This window comes from Streptomyces sp. BK340 (genome assembly GCF_007827595.1).
Lineage (GTDB): Bacteria > Actinomycetota > Actinomycetes > Streptomycetales > Streptomycetaceae > Streptomyces.
This window is the reverse complement of the sequence record NZ_VISR01000003.1, coordinates 166,827-184,549: the sequence shown is the minus strand read 5'-3', so window position 1 is coordinate 184,549 and position 17,723 is coordinate 166,827. Positions and strand designations below refer to the sequence as shown.

Below are 17,723 nucleotides of genomic sequence, written 5' to 3'. Positions count from 1 at the left end.
TGTGTGTAACCGCCGCAGCTGGGAGCCAGCGGTCGAATAATCGGACAAACCCTGGCAAGGTGGCCCCATGGCTGATCGGGCGGCGAGTGCCCTGTCACTCCCGGAGGACTGGCTCGTCCACCCGGATCCGATCCTGGCGCTCAACCGTATGGGCAGCTTCGACTGGGACCTGGACACCGGTCTGTTCAGCATGGACGCCCAGGCGCACGAGATCTTCGACCTGCGCCCCGACGAGTACGACGGTCACCCCGAGCACCTGTCCGTACGGGTGCCCGCCGCGGAGGGCCACCGCCTCGACCTCCTGGTCGCCCAGGCCATCAAGGACGGCCGGGAGAACTACGGCGCGTACTTCCGCGTCCGGCGCCGCGACGGCACCCTGCGCTGGACCCACACCCAGGGTTACATACGACGTGACGACACGGGCCGCCCGCGCCGGATCATCGGGATCATCCGGGACGCCACCGACGAGCTGGGCGAACGCGTGGTCCGCAGGGACGTGGCCGGGCAGTACGCCGCGCGGCGCGACCAGACAAACGTTGTCCAGATCGCCACGGCCGCCCTCGCCCACGCCCGTACCGTCCAGGACGTCATCGACGTCGTCACGGATGTCCAGGGCCTGACCCTGCTCGGCTCCACCAGCATGGTCCTCGGTCTGGTCGAGGCCGGCCGCATCCGGCTGGTCGCCGAGGGCCCCACGGGCACCTACGTGCCCGGCACCCGCATCACCCGGATCGACGAGCCCTACCCGATGGGCGAGGCGGTGCGGACCCTCAGCCCGTGCTTCATCGAGTCGGCGGAGGAGTTCTCCGAACGCTTTCCCATCCTGTGGCCGCACATCACGGACATGCACATCACCTCCGCCGCCTATCTGCCGCTGATCGCCCAGGCCCGCCCGATCGGCGCGATGGGCCTGCTCTACAACGACCGCAGCGGCTTCTCGCCCGAAGAGCGCAACGTCCTCGTCGCCCTCGGCAGCAGCATCGCGCAGAGCCTGCAGCGGGCCATGCTCTACGAGCAGGAGAAGGACCTCGCCCAGGGCCTCCAGCAGGCCATGCTGCCCCGTACCATCCCGAGCGTCCGCGGGGCCGACGTAGCCGTCCGCTACCGCGCCGCCACCGCCGGGGGCGCCCTCGGCCGGGACATCGGCGGGGACTGGTACGACCTCATCCCGCTGCCCGGCGGCCGGGTCGGCGCGGTGATCGGCGACGTACAGGGCCACGACACGCACGCGGCGGCGGTGATGGGCCAGCTGCGGATCGTGCTGCGCGCCTACGCCGCCGAGGGACACACCCCGGCCACCGTGATGGCCCGCGCCTCCGTGTTCCTGCACGAACTCGACACCGACCGCTTCGCCACCTGCCTGTACGCGGAAGCGGACCTGTCCACCGGGGTCGTCCAGGTGGTCCGTGCCGGACACATCGACCCGCTGGTCCGGCACACCGACGGCAGCTGCCGCCGAGTCCCCGTCGAGGGCGGGCTGCCGCTCGGCCTCTCCGCCGAGTTCGGCCGGCTGGAGTACCCCGTCTCCACCCTCGAACTCGATCCCGGCCACACCCTGCTGCTGTGCACCGACGGGCTGGTCGAGCAGCCCGGCTCCGACCTCGACGACGGTCTGGACGCCCTCACGGACCTCATCGCCAAGGGCCCGGACGAGGTACGCGATCTCGCCACCCGGCTGATCGAGGTGGCCGAGGAGCGGGGCGGCGACGACGACGTGGCCCTGCTCCTGCTGCGCCGCCGCGTCCCCGAGGCGCCGCGGCCGGGCGGCCGGCTCCGGCAGCACGTGGCCCCCGGCGACCCGGAGGCCCTCAGCCATGCCCGGCACATGATCTGTGCCGCGGTCCGCTCCTGGGGCGCCCGGGACCGGGCCGACGAGATCGAGCTGGTCGCCGGCGAACTCATCACCAATGCCCTGATGCACACCGAGGGCTCGGCGATCGTCACCCTGCGGGTCCTCGAGGGCAGCGGCCGCCGGCTGCGCGTCGAGGTCGAGGACTCCTCCAGCGCCCTGCCGCGCCGCCGCGACGCCGGGGTGGACGGGGTCTCCGGGCGCGGACTGCTCCTCGTCGACCGGCTCGCCGACGTCTGGGGCGTGGAGGCGCGCGGCGGCGGCAAGTGCGTGTGGTGCGAGTTCCTGGCGTGCGAGCACACCTGACCACAGGGGCCCCGGATGGCACTCTGGACCTATGCCGGAACTCCCCGAGGTGGAAGCCCTCAAGGACTTCCTGACCGAGAACCTGGTCGGCCACGAGGTCGTACGGGTGCTGCCCGTCGCGATCAGCGTCCTGAAGACGTACGACCCTCCGGTCGGCGCGTTCGAGGGCAGCGAGGTCACCGCCGTGCACCGGCACGGGAAGTTCCTCGACATCGAGGGCGGCTCCGGCCTGCACTTCGTCACCCATCTGGCCCGCGCGGGCTGGCTGCAGTGGAAGGACCGGCTGCCGGACGGCCTGCCGCGCCCCGGAAAGGGTCCCCTCGCTCTGCGCGCCGCCCTGGAGACCGGCGCGGGCTTCGACCTCACCGAGGCCGGCACCCAGAAGAAGCTCGCCGTGTACATCGTCCGTGACCCGCGGGAGGTGCCCGGCGTGGCCCGCCTCGGCCCGGACCCGCTCGCCGCCGACTTCGGCGAGGACCGCTTCGCCGCCCTGCTGAAGGACGAACGGCGCCAGATCAAGGGTGCCCTGCGGGACCAGAGCCTGATCGCCGGGGTGGGCAATGCCTACAGCGACGAGATCCTCCACGCGGCGAAGATGTCCCCGTTCAAACTCGCCGCGTCCCTGACCGCCGAGGAGACCGGGCGGCTCTACGCGGCGCTGCGCACCACCCTCACCGAGGCGGTCGAGCGCTCCCGGGGCCACGCCGCGGGACGCCTGAAGGCGGAGAAGAAGACCGGCCTGCGCGTGCACGGCCGCACCGGCGAGCCCTGCCCGGTCTGCGGCGACACCATCCGCGAGGTCTCCTTCAGCGACTCCTCGCTCCAGTACTGCCCGACCTGCCAGACGGGGGGCAAGCCGCTGGCGGACCGGAGGATGTCGCGGCTGCTGAAGTAGTCGGCGCGTTCACAGGTGTTTGGTCACGATGTTGTAGGCGATGCTCATGAGTACGGTCAGGACGAAGACCGGCATCGCGCAGCGCTTCGCCGCCGAGGCCATGGAACGCGTGGCGCTCTTCGCGCCCGGGGTGTAGCGCTTGCGCCGCGCGCTGAGATCGCGCCGGGCGAACGCACCGAGGACGAGCGCCGCCGTCGCGGTGATCAGGGCGGTGATGAGGGCCGGGATCACCCCGTGATGGCCGGCGGACCCCGCGAATGTCTCCTCCGGCCCCACCCTGAGGCCTTCCTCCGCGTACACCGTCGCCACGACGGCCACGATCCAGATGATCACCGACGTGACGGCGAGGGCCAGGGCTACCGCCGCCAGCGCGGGGGCGAGCAGGAGTCTGGACTCGGGCCGGTGTGTCACACTCGGCCCCTTCTGCCCGCTGTCGAGGGGCTTGGTGTCGGGGGGCTCGTCGGGCTGCGGCGCCACCACCTCGGCCTCGACGTGGACCACGGCGTCGTCGGCGACCCCCTTCAGCACGATGTCGCCGGCCAGGCGTCCCTCGGCGGACGTGTCGACACCGACGGTCAGGCCGTCGGTGGACTCCTCGACCTGCAGCCACTTGCCCGTGGCGTGGGCCACGCAGTGGCGGGCAAGGGGGGTGCCGTGCAGGGCCACGGACTGCCGCGGCACGGCGGTGCCCCGGGGCACCCGGCCGAAGTCCAGGCGAGCCGGGGAGGGTCTGAGGCAGGCATCGCTCAAGGCGCGGCGCGCCTTGTCCGCCACCTGATGGGTGTCGTCGCGGGCCACGGCCTCCAGAGCCTGGCGTGCCCCTTCCGCCATGGAGAGGTTCTGGCTCTCCATACGGGATCTCACCTCGTCGACGGCACCGAGGCGAGTGAAGTCGTTTCTGCTCCGAAGGGCCTCCTGCACACGACGCGGCAGGGGCTCGGCATCGACCCGGATACGGCGGCGCCGGCTGTGCGCCAGCTGCATGCTGCCCTGCATCTGGGTGGTCTTACTCGGGGTCTGATTCGGATTCCGCTCCTTCACACGGTCGAAGACGTACTCGTACAGATCGTCCAGCCAGACCTCGCCGCGTCCTTTGAGGTCGGCGTCACCGGTCTCCAGGCCCTCCACCACCGCGTGGGTGAACACGGACGGTTTCGCGGTGCTGCCCTCGGTGAGCTTCGCGTCCTCGAAGGCGTACTCCATGGAGTTCGACGCCGTGATGACCGCCCAGCCGCGCCCTCCGCTCGGCTTCTCGCCCGTGAAGGCGTCGAGGACGTGCAGGTCCTGTGAGGCGCGCACGGACGCCCCGCGGGAGAAGGCTCCTCCGTAGCAGCAGTCGAGGAACAGCGCGGTGCAGCCCGCCCGCGTACCGGACATGCACCCGTAGACGAACTGGGCCGGTACCGCCGTGGCGTTGAGCAGCTTGGGCTGGGTGTCGCGGGCGGCGAAGTACAGATCGCCGGACTCGTTCTTGATCCCGTGGCAGGAGAAGTGCAGCACCAGCTTGTCGTCACGGCGGCGGTCGGAGAAGAAGGCTTCGATGCTCGTCCGCATGTCCTGGGCCGACGCGTTCCTGATGACCTCCACGTCGAAGTCGCCGATCTGCGGATCGCCCAGGACTTCGGAGAGGGCTTCGGCATCGTGCCCGGGCGCTCTCAGCTGCTCGAGGCCCTGATCCTCGTACGTGTCATTGGCGATGATCAGCGCATGCCGGGACTCGCCCATGTCTAGGTCCCCACTGCGGAGTGTTTCCGGAGGAAGATGTTCACCGCCTCGGCCACCTGCTCGTCCGTCGCCGCCGAGATCTCCAGGGTGTCCCCGTCCAGCGTCAGGGTCAGCGACGGGCGGGTGTCCCCGAACCGGCCCAGCCAGTCACGGAGCACGCTCACCACCTGGCCCAGCCCGGTGAGGGATTTGCCCACTCCTACCAGCAAGGAGCCGACCAGGGCGATGTCCACGCATCGTGCGCCCGGTGGTGTCTCTCCCGCGGGGACCGCGCGGACGTCGTCCGTCACACCGGCCGAGAGCAGTTCCCGACGCATGTAGCCGGTCAGCTGCTCCACGCGCTCGGCTTCCGCCCCCTCCTCGGACAGGCAGATCAGCACTTGGTTCTCCACCGGCTCAGCCCCTTCGCTCGATCTCCCAGGGGCGGCGCGGAGCGGACCGTCGGTGGCTCCACGTCCTCGTTCTCAGTCTCCGCCCATGCCCGTGAGGTGGCAAATCCGTTGCCACGCAACGTGATTGACGCTTCAACGAGGCATTCAGCCGGCGTCGAGCGACACCAGCGGCTGTCCGTCCGCGGTGCGCACCTCGTAGCGGGCGATCTCGTCGGGATGCATGGTGGAGCCGGCCGTGGTCGTGGTCATGCCGGTGTCGTGGGCGGCCACCTTCCAGCCGCTGACGACCTGCTCCGAGCCGTCGTTGCCGATGACGACCAGCCGGCAGGAGTGCGGCCCGGAGCCGTCCTTCACCTCCAGCCGCATCCGGCTGCCGGAATATCCGTCCTCGGTGGTGACCTGCGCCCACACGCCCGTCTTCGGGTCGGTCGCCGCGGTGACCCGGGCGGTGGGCTCCTCGTGTCCGGCGTAGGCCATGAGCCCCGGTCCGGCGACGGCCAGCACCACCGAGGCGGCCAGGCCGTACAGGAAGCGACGGCGCCGTGCCCGGTGCCGGTGTACCAGTTCGCCCATCAGCCGGTCGAGCAGTCGGGGACCGGGCTGGGCCATGGGGTGCACGAAGCGCGGCGTGGAGCGGCGGTACAGCATCAACTGCCGTGCCGTGGGACCGAATTCGGTCACCTGTGCCGCGCACTGAGGGCACTCCATGAGGTGGTCCTCGAAGCGGAAGGCCTCCGCCTCGTCCAGCACGCCGAGCGCGTACGCGCCGACGTCGCGATGCCTTTCCAGGGACCTCATGCCGAATCCTCGTGCCTATGGGTGTGGGTGGGGTTACTCCTTGCTCCCATCCGTACGCAGCGGACAACCGAATCACTCAAGCCACACACCGAATCGTGACCAAGAGATTCGGAGCCGCCCGGCCCGCGGATTGGTCTGAATTCCAGACGGCTCAGAAAAGATGGATCGCCAGGTGTCCGAGAGGCAGTCCGAGCCGCCAGGCCGGGGTCCACACCTTCGGCCCGTCGTCCTCGCCGAACACCGAACCGCCGCCCGGCACCGCGTCCAGGTCGGGCGCCAGCAGCTCGGTCTCCTCCAGCCAGCGCCAGGCCTCGGCCGCCAGTGCCAGGTCCGGCGACGGCGTGGCGGCCCCGGCCTCCTCGCCGGCCAGCTGCGCCATGCGCTCGCGCACCCACTCCTGCCACGGCTGGTCGTACGCCGTCAGCGACAGCCAGGTCTCCAGCTGCGAGATCACCCGGATCCCGGACAGCTCGCCGTCGGTGTCGGAGAGGAAGACGGTCAGCGCCAGCGCGTCCCGGCCGGCCCGGAACTCGAAGGATGTCGGCGGCATCAGGTCGCCGGTGCGCAGCAGCTCGTCGGCGATGTACTCGGCGTACAACCAGGCCATGGGAACGGCCAGTTCACCGCCGCCGGTGCCGTCCGTGCTCTCGTGCCCTCTGTGCAGCATCCCTTCCTGCCTTCCTCCGGTGCGTGCGTGTCGCCCGAGACCCTGGACCCAGTGCGGGCGGTCCCCGTCCGGAACACGGATGAGGACAGCTGATTGCCCGAACGGGGGTCGCAGCAAGGCGCTTTACCGAGGTTTGACCCAGTCTTCGGTTTCACCGCAGGTCGGCCGCATAACCCGGAAGGACCCGGCGCAGGGCGCGCAGCGCGTAGTACGCGCGGGACTTCACGGTACCGGGTGGAATTCCGAGGGTTTGCGCAGCTTCCGCCACACTGGCCCCGCGGAAGTACACGAGTATCAGGACGTCACGGTGTTCCGGCGTGAGTGTCTTCACAGCCTCCCGGACATCGAGCATCGCGGCGGCCCGCTCGGCGTGGTCCGCGGTCACCCGCGCGTTCTCGGGCACCTCGTCGCCGACCTCGGGCGGCCGCGCCTGCCGGGCCCGCCGTGCGTCGATCGCCAGGCGCCGGGCGACGGTCAGCAGCCAGGGCCGTACCGAGTCGAAGTTCTCGGCGTGCAGAGCCTCGGGGTGCTGCCAGGCGCGCAGCAGGGTCTCCTGCACGAGGTCCTCGGCGCGTTGCCGGTCCCCGTCGCTCAGTCTGAGCAGCAGTGCGAACAGGGGGCCGCCGTGCTCGCGCTGGAGTGCGGCGAGCTCGTGCTCGGCGGTCGTCGTCCCGTGGGTGAGTGCGGTTCCGGCCGTCATGGCCGTATGGCAGCGCAGGGTGCCGCGGCGGGACAGGAGGTGCACACGGCTCTGCGGCGGACGGTCGATCGTGTCGCCGAACGGTAGGCGAGGGGTGGTCCGGGAGCGCGCCGGGCGGCGCCGGATGGGCTAATTCAGGCACCCGGACCGTTTGCGCGACGGGCTGGCTTCATACCCATATGCCCGTAAAAACCTTGTCTGTAAATACGACGTCCACAGGTGCGGCGTCTGCAGATACGACGATCCCGGGGTGAGCTGATGATCGGACGCAGAAAGCAGGTGGTGCTGGCCCTGACCGCCCTCCTCGCCGCCGCTGCCGCCTGTCAGAACCACGAGCGGCGGGAGCCCGCGGCCGGCGGCCGCCCGGCGCCGTCCGCCGACCGCGGCTTCACCCTCGTCGCCTCCGGCGACGTGCTGCCGCACACCTCCGTCATCGATCGGGCGCGCTACGACGCCGGCGGCGCCGGCTACGACTTCCGCCCGATGCTCTCCGGTGTCGAGCCCGTGGTCAGCGGCGCCGATCTGGCGCTGTGTCAGATGGGGACCGTGTACGGCGCCGACGGCGGCTTCAGCGGCTACCCCGTCTTCAAGTCCCCGCCGCAGATCGCCCAGGGCCTCGCCGCGACCGGCTACGACGGCTGCTCCACCGCCTCCGAGCACGCCCTGGACGACGGCGCCCCCGGCCTGCGGCGCACCCTGGACGCCATGGACCGGGCCGGCCTCCGGCACGCCGGGACCGCCCGCACCCAGGGCGAGGCCCGCTCGGTCACGCTGCTCCGGGCGGGCGGGGCCCGGGTCGCGCACCTGTCGTACACCTACGGCACCGACGACCGCCCGATGCCGCCCGGACAGCCCTGGGCCGTCGCCCTGATCGACCGGAACCGGATGATCGCCGACGCCCGGGCCGCCCGGACCGCGGGCGCCGACGTGGTCGTCGTCTCCGTGCACTGGGGCACCGAGTGGCAGGACGCCCCCGACCGGCTGCAGCTCGCGCTCGCCCGGCAGCTGACGGCCTCGACGACCAAGGGCCGCCCGGACATCGACCTGATCCTCGGCACCCACGCCCATGTCCCGCAGGCGTACGAGAAGGTCAACGGCACCTGGGTGGTCTACGGCCTGGGCGACCAGATCGCCGGTGAGATGTACAACGACAGGGGCGTGCAGGACTCGCGCGGCAACGACTCCACCCTCGGCCGCTTCACCTTCGCCCCGCCCGCCCGTCACGGCGACCGCTGGCGGGTCGCCAAGGCCGAGTTCATCCCGCAGATGTACGACCTCGACTCGGGCCGGGTCCGTGACCTCGGTCAGGCGATCTCCGACGGCGCCGAGCTGGAGGGGGTGCGCGACCGGATCAGGGAGGTCGTCCTCAGCCGCGGGGCCGCCGACGACGGGCTGGTCATGGGGGAGTGATCACTCGGCGGACCGCGGCCGGGCCAGCGCGGAACGGCGGTAGGAGTAGCCGAAGTAGACCACGCAGCCGATCACGAACCACACCACGAACCGCACCCAGGTCTGCCACTGCAGGAACGTGATCAGCCAGATCGAGAAGACGACACCCAGCGCGGGTACGAACGGCATCCACGGGGTCCGGAAGGTGCGCGGCAGATCCGGCTGCCGGTAGCGCAGCACGATCACCGCCGAGCACACCACCACGAACGCCAGCAGGATGCCGATGTTGGTCAGCTCGGCCGCTTCGCCGATCGGCAGGAATCCGGCGATGACGGCCGAGGCCGCCCCGACGATCCACGTCACACGGGTCGGCACGTGCCGCGTCGGATGCGTCTTGGCGAACCAGATCGGCAGCAGCCCGTCCCGGCTCATGCTGAACCACACCCGGGTCACGCCCAGCATGAACGTGAACATCACCGTGAGGATGCCGATGATCGCGCCCACCGCGATCACGTCGGCGAGCTTGTCGAGACCCACGGACTTGAACGCCGACGAGAAGCCGCTCTCCGGGTCGATCTCCGTGTAGTTCTGCATGCCCGTCAGCACCAGGCAGGCCGCCACGTACAGCACCATCGAGATCGCCAGCGAGTAGATGATCGCCCTGGGCATGTGCCGCTGCGCGTCCTTCGACTCCTCCGCAGCGGTCGACATGGCGTCGTAGCCGAACACCGCGAAGAACACGGTCGCCGCACCGGTGAACGCCCCGCTGATGCCGAACGGGAAGAACGGGTGGTAGTTCGCGGTGTTGATGTGGAACACGCCCACCGCGATCACCACCAGCACCACCAGCACCTTCAGAGCGACCACGAACGTCTCGAAGCGGGCCGCCGTGCGGATGCCCATGTTGAGCAGCCAGGCGATCAGCAGACACAGCGCGGCCGCGAACAGGTCGACCCGGTGCCCGTGCCCGGTGCCGGGCGCGCCCAGCATCCAGGCGGGCAGGTTGGCGCCCATCTCCTCGACCAGGAAGCCGAAGTATCCGGAGATGCCGATGGCGACGACGGCCACGATCGCCGTGTACTCCAGCAGCAGGTCCCAGCCGATGAACCAGCCCGCGAACTCGCCGAGCACCGCGTAGCCGTACGTGTACGCCGACCCCGCCTTCGGGATCAGCCCGGCGAACTCGGCGTACGACAGCGCCGCGCAGGCGCTCGCCAGACCGGCGATGAGGAACGACACCAGCACCGCGGGCCCGGCCGTCTCGTGGGCCACCGTGCCGGCCAGGGTGAAGATGCCCGCCCCGATGATGCCGCCGATACCGATCGCCGTGAGCTGCATCAGCCCGAGCGACCGGTCCAGCCGGGGGCCCTCGCTGATCTCGGTGTCCTCGATGTGCTCGATGGGTTTGCGGCGGAGAATTCCCTCACCCATACGGAGCTTGGCCATGCGCCTCACCTCTTCGCCGACAGCAAACGGCTGACGGCGGATCATGATGGCTCAGGGCAGTCCCGTACGGAAGACGCCACGCACGGGCGCGGCGGGCTCCGTCCAGTCCGGTGTCCAGGTCCGGCCCGTCGGCCGGGCGGGGCGCCGGGCGGCGAGGTGGGTGCGCAGGGCGGCGAGCGCCGGGTGCGGGTTGGCGCTGATCCACACCAGGGAGTGCGGATAGACGGGTGTCGGGTCGACCAGCGGGATACGGCGCAGATCGTGGCCGGCGGGCCAGACCAGCCGGATCTGCTCACTGACGAGGGTCGCCAGGGTGCTGTCGCCGGCGACCGCGTCCTGCACCGCCCCGGTGAAGTTGGGTCCCGAGGAGTCGATGGTGAGCCCGAACTCGGCCGCGAGGCAGGCGTAGTAGGCGGCCCACTCGGTGCCGTCCACGATGCCCGGCATCCAGATCCGGTGCCCGGCCAGCTCCCCGGGCGAGACCGAGCGGCGGCCGGCCAGGGCGTGTCCCGGGCCGGTGAGCAGCTGGATCGGCTCGTCGTGGACGCGCGCGGCCTCGACGCCCCTGGGCAGCGGCCGTCCGGGCATGGCGACGGCACGGAAGGACGCGTCGATCGTCCCGGAGCGCAGGGCGGTGAGCGCCGAGTCCACGTCGAAGAGCGTGACGACGTCCAGGGCCACCTCCGGGTGCGCCTCGTGGAAATCGCGCAGCAGCGCCGCCGGGGCGAGCCGCGGACCGATCACATCGACCCGCAGAGCGCGCCGCCCCGGCCGTACGGCGGCGGTGGCCCGCTCCTCGGCCAGCAGCAGCTCGTGGGCGTGCGGCAGGAAGGCCTGGCCGTCGACGGTCAGGGCGGCGCCCCGGGCGGTACGGGTGAACAGCCGCACGCCCAGCTCCTTCTCCAGCGCGGCGATGCGCTTGGAGACGGCCTGCTGGGTGACCGCGAGCACGGCGGCGGCCTCCTGGAACTGTCCCGAGTCGGCCACGGCGACGAAGGTGCGCACTGCCTTGAGGTCCACTCCACCACCGTACAACCGATGGTTGTGACGCCTGATCCGGAAGTTGTTTGCGTCGGCGGCCATCTGCCGGATTTCATGTCCCGGGTCGACGGGGAGGTTGTGCATGGGACGGCGGTTCGGGTGGCTGTGGGCCGCGTACTCGGCGAGTGCGATCGGCACGTATCTCGCCTTCGACGCGTTCTCGGTGATCGCTGTCCTCGTGCTGCACGCCGGACCGGCCGAGGTGGCACTGCTCGCCGCGACCGGGCCCGCCGTGGGAGCCGTGGCGGCGGTGCCGCTCGGGCCGTGGGTGGAGTTCCGGCGCAAGCGGCCGGTGATGATGGCGATGGACCTGGCCAGGTTCGCCGCGCTGCTCACCATCCCCGCCGCCTACGCGCTCGGCGGCCTCGGCCTGGGGCAGCTGCTGCTGGTGTCGGTGATCGTCGCGGCGGCGGACATCACCTTCAACGCGGCCTCCGGCGCCTTTCTGAAGTCGCTCGTCCCGGCCGACCGGCTGCTCACGGCGAACTCCCGGTTCGAGTCCACGAACTGGACCGCCCTCGTCCTCGGACCGCCCCTCGGCGGTGCCGCGATCGGCCTGTTCGGCCCGGTCGCGACGGTCGTGGCGAACGCGGTCAGCTTTCTGCTGTCGGCGCTGGGCATCCGGGCCGTGGGCGGCGGCGAGCCCCGCCCCGAGCGCACCGGCGTGGAGCGCCTGCGGGCCGCCGACCTGCTCGACGGCTGGCGGTACATCCTCACCAGTGCGGCCCTGCGGCCGCTGTTCTTCAACAACCTCGCGGTCAACGCCCTGATCATGGTCGCCGTACCACCGCTGGCCGTCCTCATGCTCGGCCCGCTCGGCTTCGCCCCCTGGCAGTACGGCCTCGCGTTCGCCGTGCCCTGCCTCGGCGGACTCCTCGGCTCCAGGCTGGCCCGCCCGCTGGTCACCCGCTACGGCCGGCGGCGGGTGCTGCGCACCGCGGGCGCCCTCCGCGCCGTCTGGCCCCTCGGGCTGGCCTTCGTCGGACCCGGCCTGCCGGGACTGCTCCTGGTGATGGCCGTCGAGTTCGGGGTGATCACCAGCTCGGGCGTCTACAACCCCGTGTACGCCACCCGCCGCCTGGAATGCACCCCGAACGACCGGGTCGCCCGCACCCTGTCCGCCTGGTCCATCACCGGGAAGGCCACCACGGCCGCGCTGACCGCCCTGTGGGGCCTGCTGGCGAGCCTCACCGGCCCGCGCACCGCCATCGCTCTGGCCGGCGTCCTGCTCCTCGCTACCCTGCCGCTGCTCCGCAAGGAGACGACTACGGTACGACCGTCACCGGCCACCGTCCCGCCTTCACCAGCCGGACCGCCACCGAGCCGATGATCCGGTGCCCCGCCTGCTCGGAGGCGCCCACCACGACGGCGTCCGCCTTCAGCTCGTCCGCCGCCTTCACCAGGCCGTTGTAGGCGTCGCCACGGAAGGTGTGGAACTCCCAGCGCACGTCGAATATCCCCTTGACGCGCTCCGTCGCCTCCCGGATCTGGGCGATCAGGTCCTCGGCGATCTCGTCGGTCGTCTCCGCCACCGGAGCCCCGAGCGCCGCCCCCGCGGCGAGCACCGGCTGCACGTACACCACCGCCAGCAGCGCGTGCTGCCGCCGGGCCAGACCGCCGGCGTAGGCCGCTGCGCGCATCGAGGAGTCGGAGCCGTCCACCCCGACCACGATGACCTTGGGCCCGTCCGTGCCCCGCTCGAACTGGTGCGCGTGCTCTGCGTGCTGCTCCGTCACATTCCGAGGTTATCGGAACCGGTGGTTCCCGCCGACGCCCGGCCCCGCTCGACGGGCGCGCCGCGCCGCCCCTTCCTAGAGTCGGAACCATGACTGCCACCGCCGGGCCGGCCGCACGGAGGGACGCCACGGGCCCGATACGCCCGCCCGCCGCCGGACGCCTCGGCCGGGTGCCCGAGGCCTTCGCCGCCCTCTTCGCCGCCCTCGGCCTGCTGTGCGCCCTGCTCGCGATCTTCGCCCCGCTGCGCCGCCTGCTGCGCCCGGTCGTGCTGACCGTCGACCTGTTCCTGGTCCCCATCAGCGCCAACCTCGCCTACGCCGTCTTCCTGTTCCTGCTGGCCGCCGCCACCGGCGCCCGCAAGAAGGTCGCCTGGTGGCTGGTCGTCGTCTATCTGGGCCTGGTCGTGGGCGGCGACATCCTCGGCGTGGCCCTCGGCCAGTACGTCGAGTCGGTGCCGTCCCTCGTGCTGTGCGGCCTGCTGCTGATCCTGCTGGTGACGGCCCGCAAGGAGTTCTACGCCGCCTCCCGCCGCGGTGCCGTGTGGCGGGCCCTCGGCGTACTGGTGGCGGGTCTCGCCGTGGCGATCCTGGCCGGCTGGGGCCTGGTCGCGCTGTTCCCGGGCACCCTCCCGCAGAGCCAGCACCTGGCCTGGGCGGCCGACCGGGTGTGCGGCGGACTGGTGCCCAACAACGCCTTCGACGGCCGCCCGCCCCGCCGGGTCACCTTCCTGCTCGGCCTGTTCGGCGCGCTCGCCCTGCTGAACGCAGCCGCCGCGCTGTTCCGTTCACAGCGCCTGGAGGCGGCCCTGCACGACGACGAGGAGGCCCGCATCCGCGCCCTGCTCGGGGTCTACGGCAACCGGGACTCGCTCGGTTACTTCGCCACCCGGCGCGACAAGGCCGTCGTCTTCTCCTCCAGCGGCAAGGCCGCCGTCACCTACCGCGTCGAAGCCGGCGTCTGCCTCGCCAGCGGCGACCCCGTCGGCGACCCGGAAGCCTGGCCGCACGCCATCGAGGCCTGGCTGGACGTGGCCCGCCGGCACGCCTGGGCACCCGCTGTGATGGGCGCCTCCGAGGACGGCGCCCGCGCCTACGCCCGGGCCGGACTCGGCGCCCTCCAGCTCGGCGACGAGGCCATCCTGCACGTGCCCGGATTCGACCTGGACGGCCGGGACATGCGGGTCACCCGCCAGGCCGTGCACCGCGTCCGCCGCACCGGCGCCACCACCCGTATCCGCCGCCACGCCACTCTCAGCGACCAGGAGATGGAGGAGATCGTCGACAAGGCCGACGCCTGGCGGGACACCGAGACCGAACGCGGCTTCTCCATGGCCCTGGACCGGCTGGGCGACCCCGCCGACGGCGACTGCCTCCTCGTCGAGGCCCTCAGCGACGACGGCCGGCTCCTCGCGCTGCTCTCCTTCGTGCCCTGGGGCCGCGACGGCGTCTCCCTGGACCTGATGCGCCGTGACCGGGCCGCCCCCAACGGGGTCATGGAGTTCATGGTCGCCGAACTGTGCGCGGCCGCCCCGAAACTCGGCGTGCACCGGATCTCGCTGAACTTCGCCGTCTTCCGGTCCGTCTTCGAGGAGGGCGCCCGCATCGGTGCCGGCCCCGTCCTCAGACTCTGGCGCCGGATGCTGCTGTTCTTCTCCCGCTGGTGGCAGCTGGAGGCCCTCTACCGCTCCAACGCCAAGTACCAGCCGGAGTGGTACCCGCGCTTCATCTGCTACGGCGAGACCGCCTCCCTCGCCCGGATCGGCCTCGCCTCCGGCATCGCCGAGGGATTCGTCTCCGTACCGTCCCTGCGCAAACTCTGGGGAAAGGGGCACCCGAAGGCGGGACAGCGGCCCGCCACCACCGAGGGCCTGCCGTCCCTGACGGTGCTCGGCCTCGAAGGAGGGGACGAGGCCGGGCCCGCCGCCCCGGCCGCGGGCCTGCCCGACCAGGTCCGCGTCCGGCACCGCACGCTCGACCGCCTGCGCGCCGCCGGGACCGACCCGTACCCGGTCGGCGTGCCCGCCCCCACCCACGCCCTGGCCGACGTCCCGCAGGGCCAGGACGTCACCGTGGCCGGCCGCGTCATGCTGGTCCGCGACTTCGGCGGCATCGTCTTCGTCGTCCTGCGCGACTGGTCGGGGGACCACCAGCTCGCCCTCACCCGCGACCGTTCCGCAGCCGCCCTGGACCGCTTCCGGTCCGACACCGACATCGGCGACCACATCACCGCCACCGGCCGCGCGGGCCGCAGCGACAAGGGCGAGCCCACCGTCTTCGTCACCTCCTGGCAGCTGACCGGCAAGTGCCTGCGCCCGCTGCCCGACAAGCGCCGCGGGCTCGCCGACCCCGAGGCCAAGGTCCGCCGCCGCTACCTCGACCTGGTCACCAGCCCCGACGCCCGCCAGGTGATCCGCGCCCGCTCCACCGCCGTACAGGCCCTGCGCCAGGGCCTGCTGGGCCGCGGGTTCATCGAGGTCGAGACCCCGATGCTGCAGCAGATCCACGGCGGCGCCAACGCCCGCCCCTTCACCACCCACATCAACGCCTACGACCTCGACCTCTACCTGCGCATCGCCCCCGAGCTGTATCTGAAGCGGCTGTGCGTCGGCGGACTGGAGAAGGTCTTCGAGCTGGGCCGCACCTTCCGCAACGAGGGCGTCTCCTACAAGCACAACCCCGAGTTCACGATGCTGGAGGCCTACCAGGCGTACGCCGACTACGACGTGATGCTCGACCTGACCCGCGAGCTGATCCAGGGCGCCGCCACCGCCGCCCTCGGCTCCCCCGTCGCCCGCAAGGACGGCCGGGAGTACGACATCTCGGGGCCGTGGCCGGTGAAGACGGTGTACGGGGCGCTGTCCGAGGTGCTGGGCGAGGAGATCGGCCCCGGCACCGAACTGCTCAGACTGCACCGGCTGTGCGACCGGACCGGTGTGCCGTACACCGCCGACGACGGACCGGGTGACGTGGTCCTGGAGATGTACGGGCGGCTGATCGAGGAACGCACCCAGCTGCCCACCTTCTACAAGGACTTCCCGACCGAGGTCTCCCCGCTCACCCGGCAGCACCGCGCCGACCCGCGGCTCGCCGAACGCTGGGACCTCGTCGCCTTCGGCATCGAACTCGGCACCGCCTACTCCGAGCTGACCGACCCCGTCGAACAGCGCCGCCGGCTCACCGCACAGTCCCTGCTGGCCGCGGGCGGGGACCCCGAGGCGATGGAACTGGACGAGGACTTCCTCGACGCCCTCGACTACGCGATGCCGCCGACCGGCGGGCTCGGCATCGGCGTCGACCGGCTCGTCATGTTCCTCACGGGCCTGACGATCCGGGAGACCCTGCCGTTCCCGCTGGTGCGCCGTCGCTAGCGTCCGGATCGGGGGAGGTGGTCCGTACGCCCTGCCAGGGCAGGGTCAGCAGCGCGACCACCGCGGCGGTGAGGGCCAGCGCGACGCCGAGCTCGAAGCACTCGGGAACACGGTCCGCCAGGGCGGCGTTGTATTCCTTGGCACTGTGGAACGTCATGGAGCGCAGATCTATCAGGACGACCGTGACGACCCCGCTGAACAGTGATGCCCCCAGCCCGGCGCCCAACTGCCTGGAGGAGTTCAGCCCCCGGGGCAGCGCCCCGCTCCCGGACCGGGCGAAGCTCACCGGCAGAGCGAGCACACCGCAGCCGTAGGCGATGAGCAGCAGCGGCGGCAGCACGTCGGCGACCTGGTAGCCGGCGCCCTCCCGGCTCAGCAGGACGAACCCGGCCGCCGTCACGCCACAGGCCACGGCCACCGTGGCGGCGAGGCCGGCGCGTGCCGCGAACAGGGGCAGGGTCAGCCAGCCCAGCACCAGCCCTACGACGGCGGGCAACAGGGCCCAGCCCACCGACTCGGGCGAGAGACCGCCCACCGTCTGCAGGGCGATCGTGAGGACCAGCCCGGCACCGGTGAGACAGGCGGCCAGCAGCGCCACCACGGTGTACGCGCCGAGTGCGGCCCGCTCCTGGTACAGCCGGGTGAGCAGGGACGGCTCCTGCCCGCGCCGGCCGAGCCAGCTCAGCGACGACGGCGTCAGTGCACCGGCCGCCGCGAGGGCGATGATCGTGGTCGGGGACACGCTGTGGTCCACGAGCCAGCCGGCGAACCAGGCGAGGAAGCCCAGCGGGACGACGGCCGCCGCGGCGCGGCCCACCCGGGACCGGGCCCCAGGGCCGGGTGCGGACTCGGTGAGCGCCAGCGGGACCAGCACCAGGAGCAGTACGCCCACGACGGCCTGGGCCCAGAAGACCCCGGCACCCGACTCCATCGTCTCCAGCAGCACGGTGGACGGCAGCACCACCGCCGGTCCGGCAGCCGCGACGACCACGAAGTGCACGCTCAGTGCCCGGTCACGGCCCCGGCCCTCCGGATGCGTGGACTCGATCAGCGCCACCGCACCGGCCGTGATCGCCGCCGCGGCCACCCCCTGTACCGCCCGCGAGGTCAGCAGCACCCCGGCGCCCTGTGTCACCCCGGACGCCGCGGCGGCGGCACTCGACAGCACGAGTCCGCCCATCAGCACCCGCCGCTGCCCGAACGCCTCGCCGAGAGCCACGGCGAGCACCGGCAGCGCGGCGAAGCACACGCTGTACACGGTGATCAGCCACGTCAGCCCGTCGACGGACAGGTGCGACCGGGCCGAAATCCACGGCAGCGCGATCGCGAAGGCCGTCGTGTCGAAGACGACCAGCACCTGGGCGGCGCCCAGCAGCACCACCGCCAGCCGCCTGCGGGCCATTCCACTCGT

The 17,723-nt window shown here is 71.8% G+C and carries 14 protein-coding genes; 5 read left to right on the top strand and 9 right to left on the bottom strand.

The window, feature by feature from the left end:
- Positions 1-67 precede the first annotated feature (67 nt).
- Positions 68-2,155, top strand: a complete 2,088-nt coding sequence (locus FB157_RS07265; RefSeq protein WP_145877155.1) for a SpoIIE family protein phosphatase — start codon at positions 68-70, stop codon at positions 2,153-2,155.
- A 31-nt stretch (positions 2,156-2,186) separates the two neighbouring features.
- A complete protein-coding gene (locus FB157_RS07260) occupies positions 2,187-3,050 on the top strand; it encodes an Fpg/Nei family DNA glycosylase (RefSeq protein ID WP_145877153.1) in 864 nt (287 codons plus the stop codon).
- A gap of 9 nt (positions 3,051-3,059) precedes the next feature.
- Here FB157_RS07260 and FB157_RS07255 read toward each other — a convergent pair whose 3' ends face one another.
- From FB157_RS07255 to FB157_RS07235, 5 genes are all read right to left on the bottom strand, one after another.
- Positions 3,060-4,775, bottom strand: a complete 1,716-nt coding sequence (locus FB157_RS07255) for a caspase family protein (RefSeq protein ID WP_145877151.1) — start codon at positions 4,773-4,775, stop codon at positions 3,060-3,062.
- A gap of 2 nt (positions 4,776-4,777) precedes the next feature.
- Positions 4,778-5,167, bottom strand: coding sequence for a hypothetical protein (locus tag FB157_RS07250; protein ID WP_145877149.1), 390 nt, complete (start codon positions 5,165-5,167; stop codon positions 4,778-4,780).
- A 144-nt stretch (positions 5,168-5,311) separates the two neighbouring features.
- Entirely contained in the window at positions 5,312-5,965 is a 654-nt protein-coding gene (locus FB157_RS07245) for a zf-HC2 domain-containing protein (RefSeq protein WP_145877147.1), read from the bottom strand.
- A 151-nt stretch (positions 5,966-6,116) separates the two neighbouring features.
- Positions 6,117-6,632, bottom strand: a complete 516-nt coding sequence (locus FB157_RS07240) for a hypothetical protein (protein ID WP_145877145.1) — start codon at positions 6,630-6,632, stop codon at positions 6,117-6,119.
- A 151-nt stretch (positions 6,633-6,783) separates the two neighbouring features.
- Positions 6,784-7,332 (bottom strand): sigma-70 family RNA polymerase sigma factor, encoded by a 549-nt coding sequence (locus FB157_RS07235; RefSeq protein WP_145877144.1) that lies wholly within the window; start codon positions 7,330-7,332, stop codon positions 6,784-6,786.
- Between the two features lie 258 nt (positions 7,333-7,590).
- Here FB157_RS07235 and FB157_RS07230 point away from each other — a divergent pair, with 258 nt between their 5' ends.
- A complete protein-coding gene (locus tag FB157_RS07230; protein ID WP_145877142.1) occupies positions 7,591-8,742 on the top strand; it encodes a CapA family protein in 1,152 nt (383 codons plus the stop codon).
- Here the strand turns inward: FB157_RS07230 and FB157_RS07225 are convergent, their stop codons facing one another.
- Positions 8,743-10,167 carry an APC family permease gene (locus FB157_RS07225; protein ID WP_145877140.1) on the bottom strand — a complete coding sequence of 475 codons (1,425 nt, stop codon included), beginning with the start codon at positions 10,165-10,167 and terminating at the stop codon, positions 8,743-8,745.
- 51 nt (positions 10,168-10,218) lie between these two features.
- Complete coding sequence (locus FB157_RS07220; RefSeq protein ID WP_145877138.1) at positions 10,219-11,187, bottom strand: LysR family transcriptional regulator; 969 nt, start codon at positions 11,185-11,187, stop codon at positions 10,219-10,221.
- A gap of 103 nt (positions 11,188-11,290) precedes the next feature.
- Between FB157_RS07220 and FB157_RS07215 the strand changes: the two genes are divergently transcribed.
- Positions 11,291-12,538 (top strand): MFS transporter, encoded by a 1,248-nt coding sequence (locus FB157_RS07215; protein WP_145877136.1) that lies wholly within the window; start codon positions 11,291-11,293, stop codon positions 12,536-12,538.
- On the opposite strand, the gene FB157_RS07210 is transcribed toward FB157_RS07215, so the two are convergent.
- Positions 12,474-12,944 (bottom strand): universal stress protein, encoded by a 471-nt coding sequence (locus FB157_RS07210; protein WP_145877134.1) that lies wholly within the window; start codon positions 12,942-12,944, stop codon positions 12,474-12,476. The genes FB157_RS07215 and FB157_RS07210 overlap by 65 nt on opposite strands.
- A gap of 89 nt (positions 12,945-13,033) precedes the next feature.
- On the opposite strand from FB157_RS07210, the gene lysX reads away from it, so the two are divergent.
- Positions 13,034-16,312: a bifunctional lysylphosphatidylglycerol synthetase/lysine--tRNA ligase LysX gene (lysX, locus tag FB157_RS07205; RefSeq protein ID WP_145877132.1), complete on the top strand. Its 3,279-nt coding sequence runs from the start codon at positions 13,034-13,036 to the stop codon at positions 16,310-16,312.
- On the opposite strand, the gene FB157_RS07200 is transcribed toward lysX, so the two are convergent.
- A complete protein-coding gene (locus tag FB157_RS07200; RefSeq protein ID WP_145877129.1) occupies positions 16,257-17,714 on the bottom strand; it encodes an MFS transporter in 1,458 nt (485 codons plus the stop codon). The two genes, lysX and FB157_RS07200, sit on opposite strands and share 56 nt — an antisense overlap.
- Positions 17,715-17,723 lie beyond the last annotated feature (9 nt).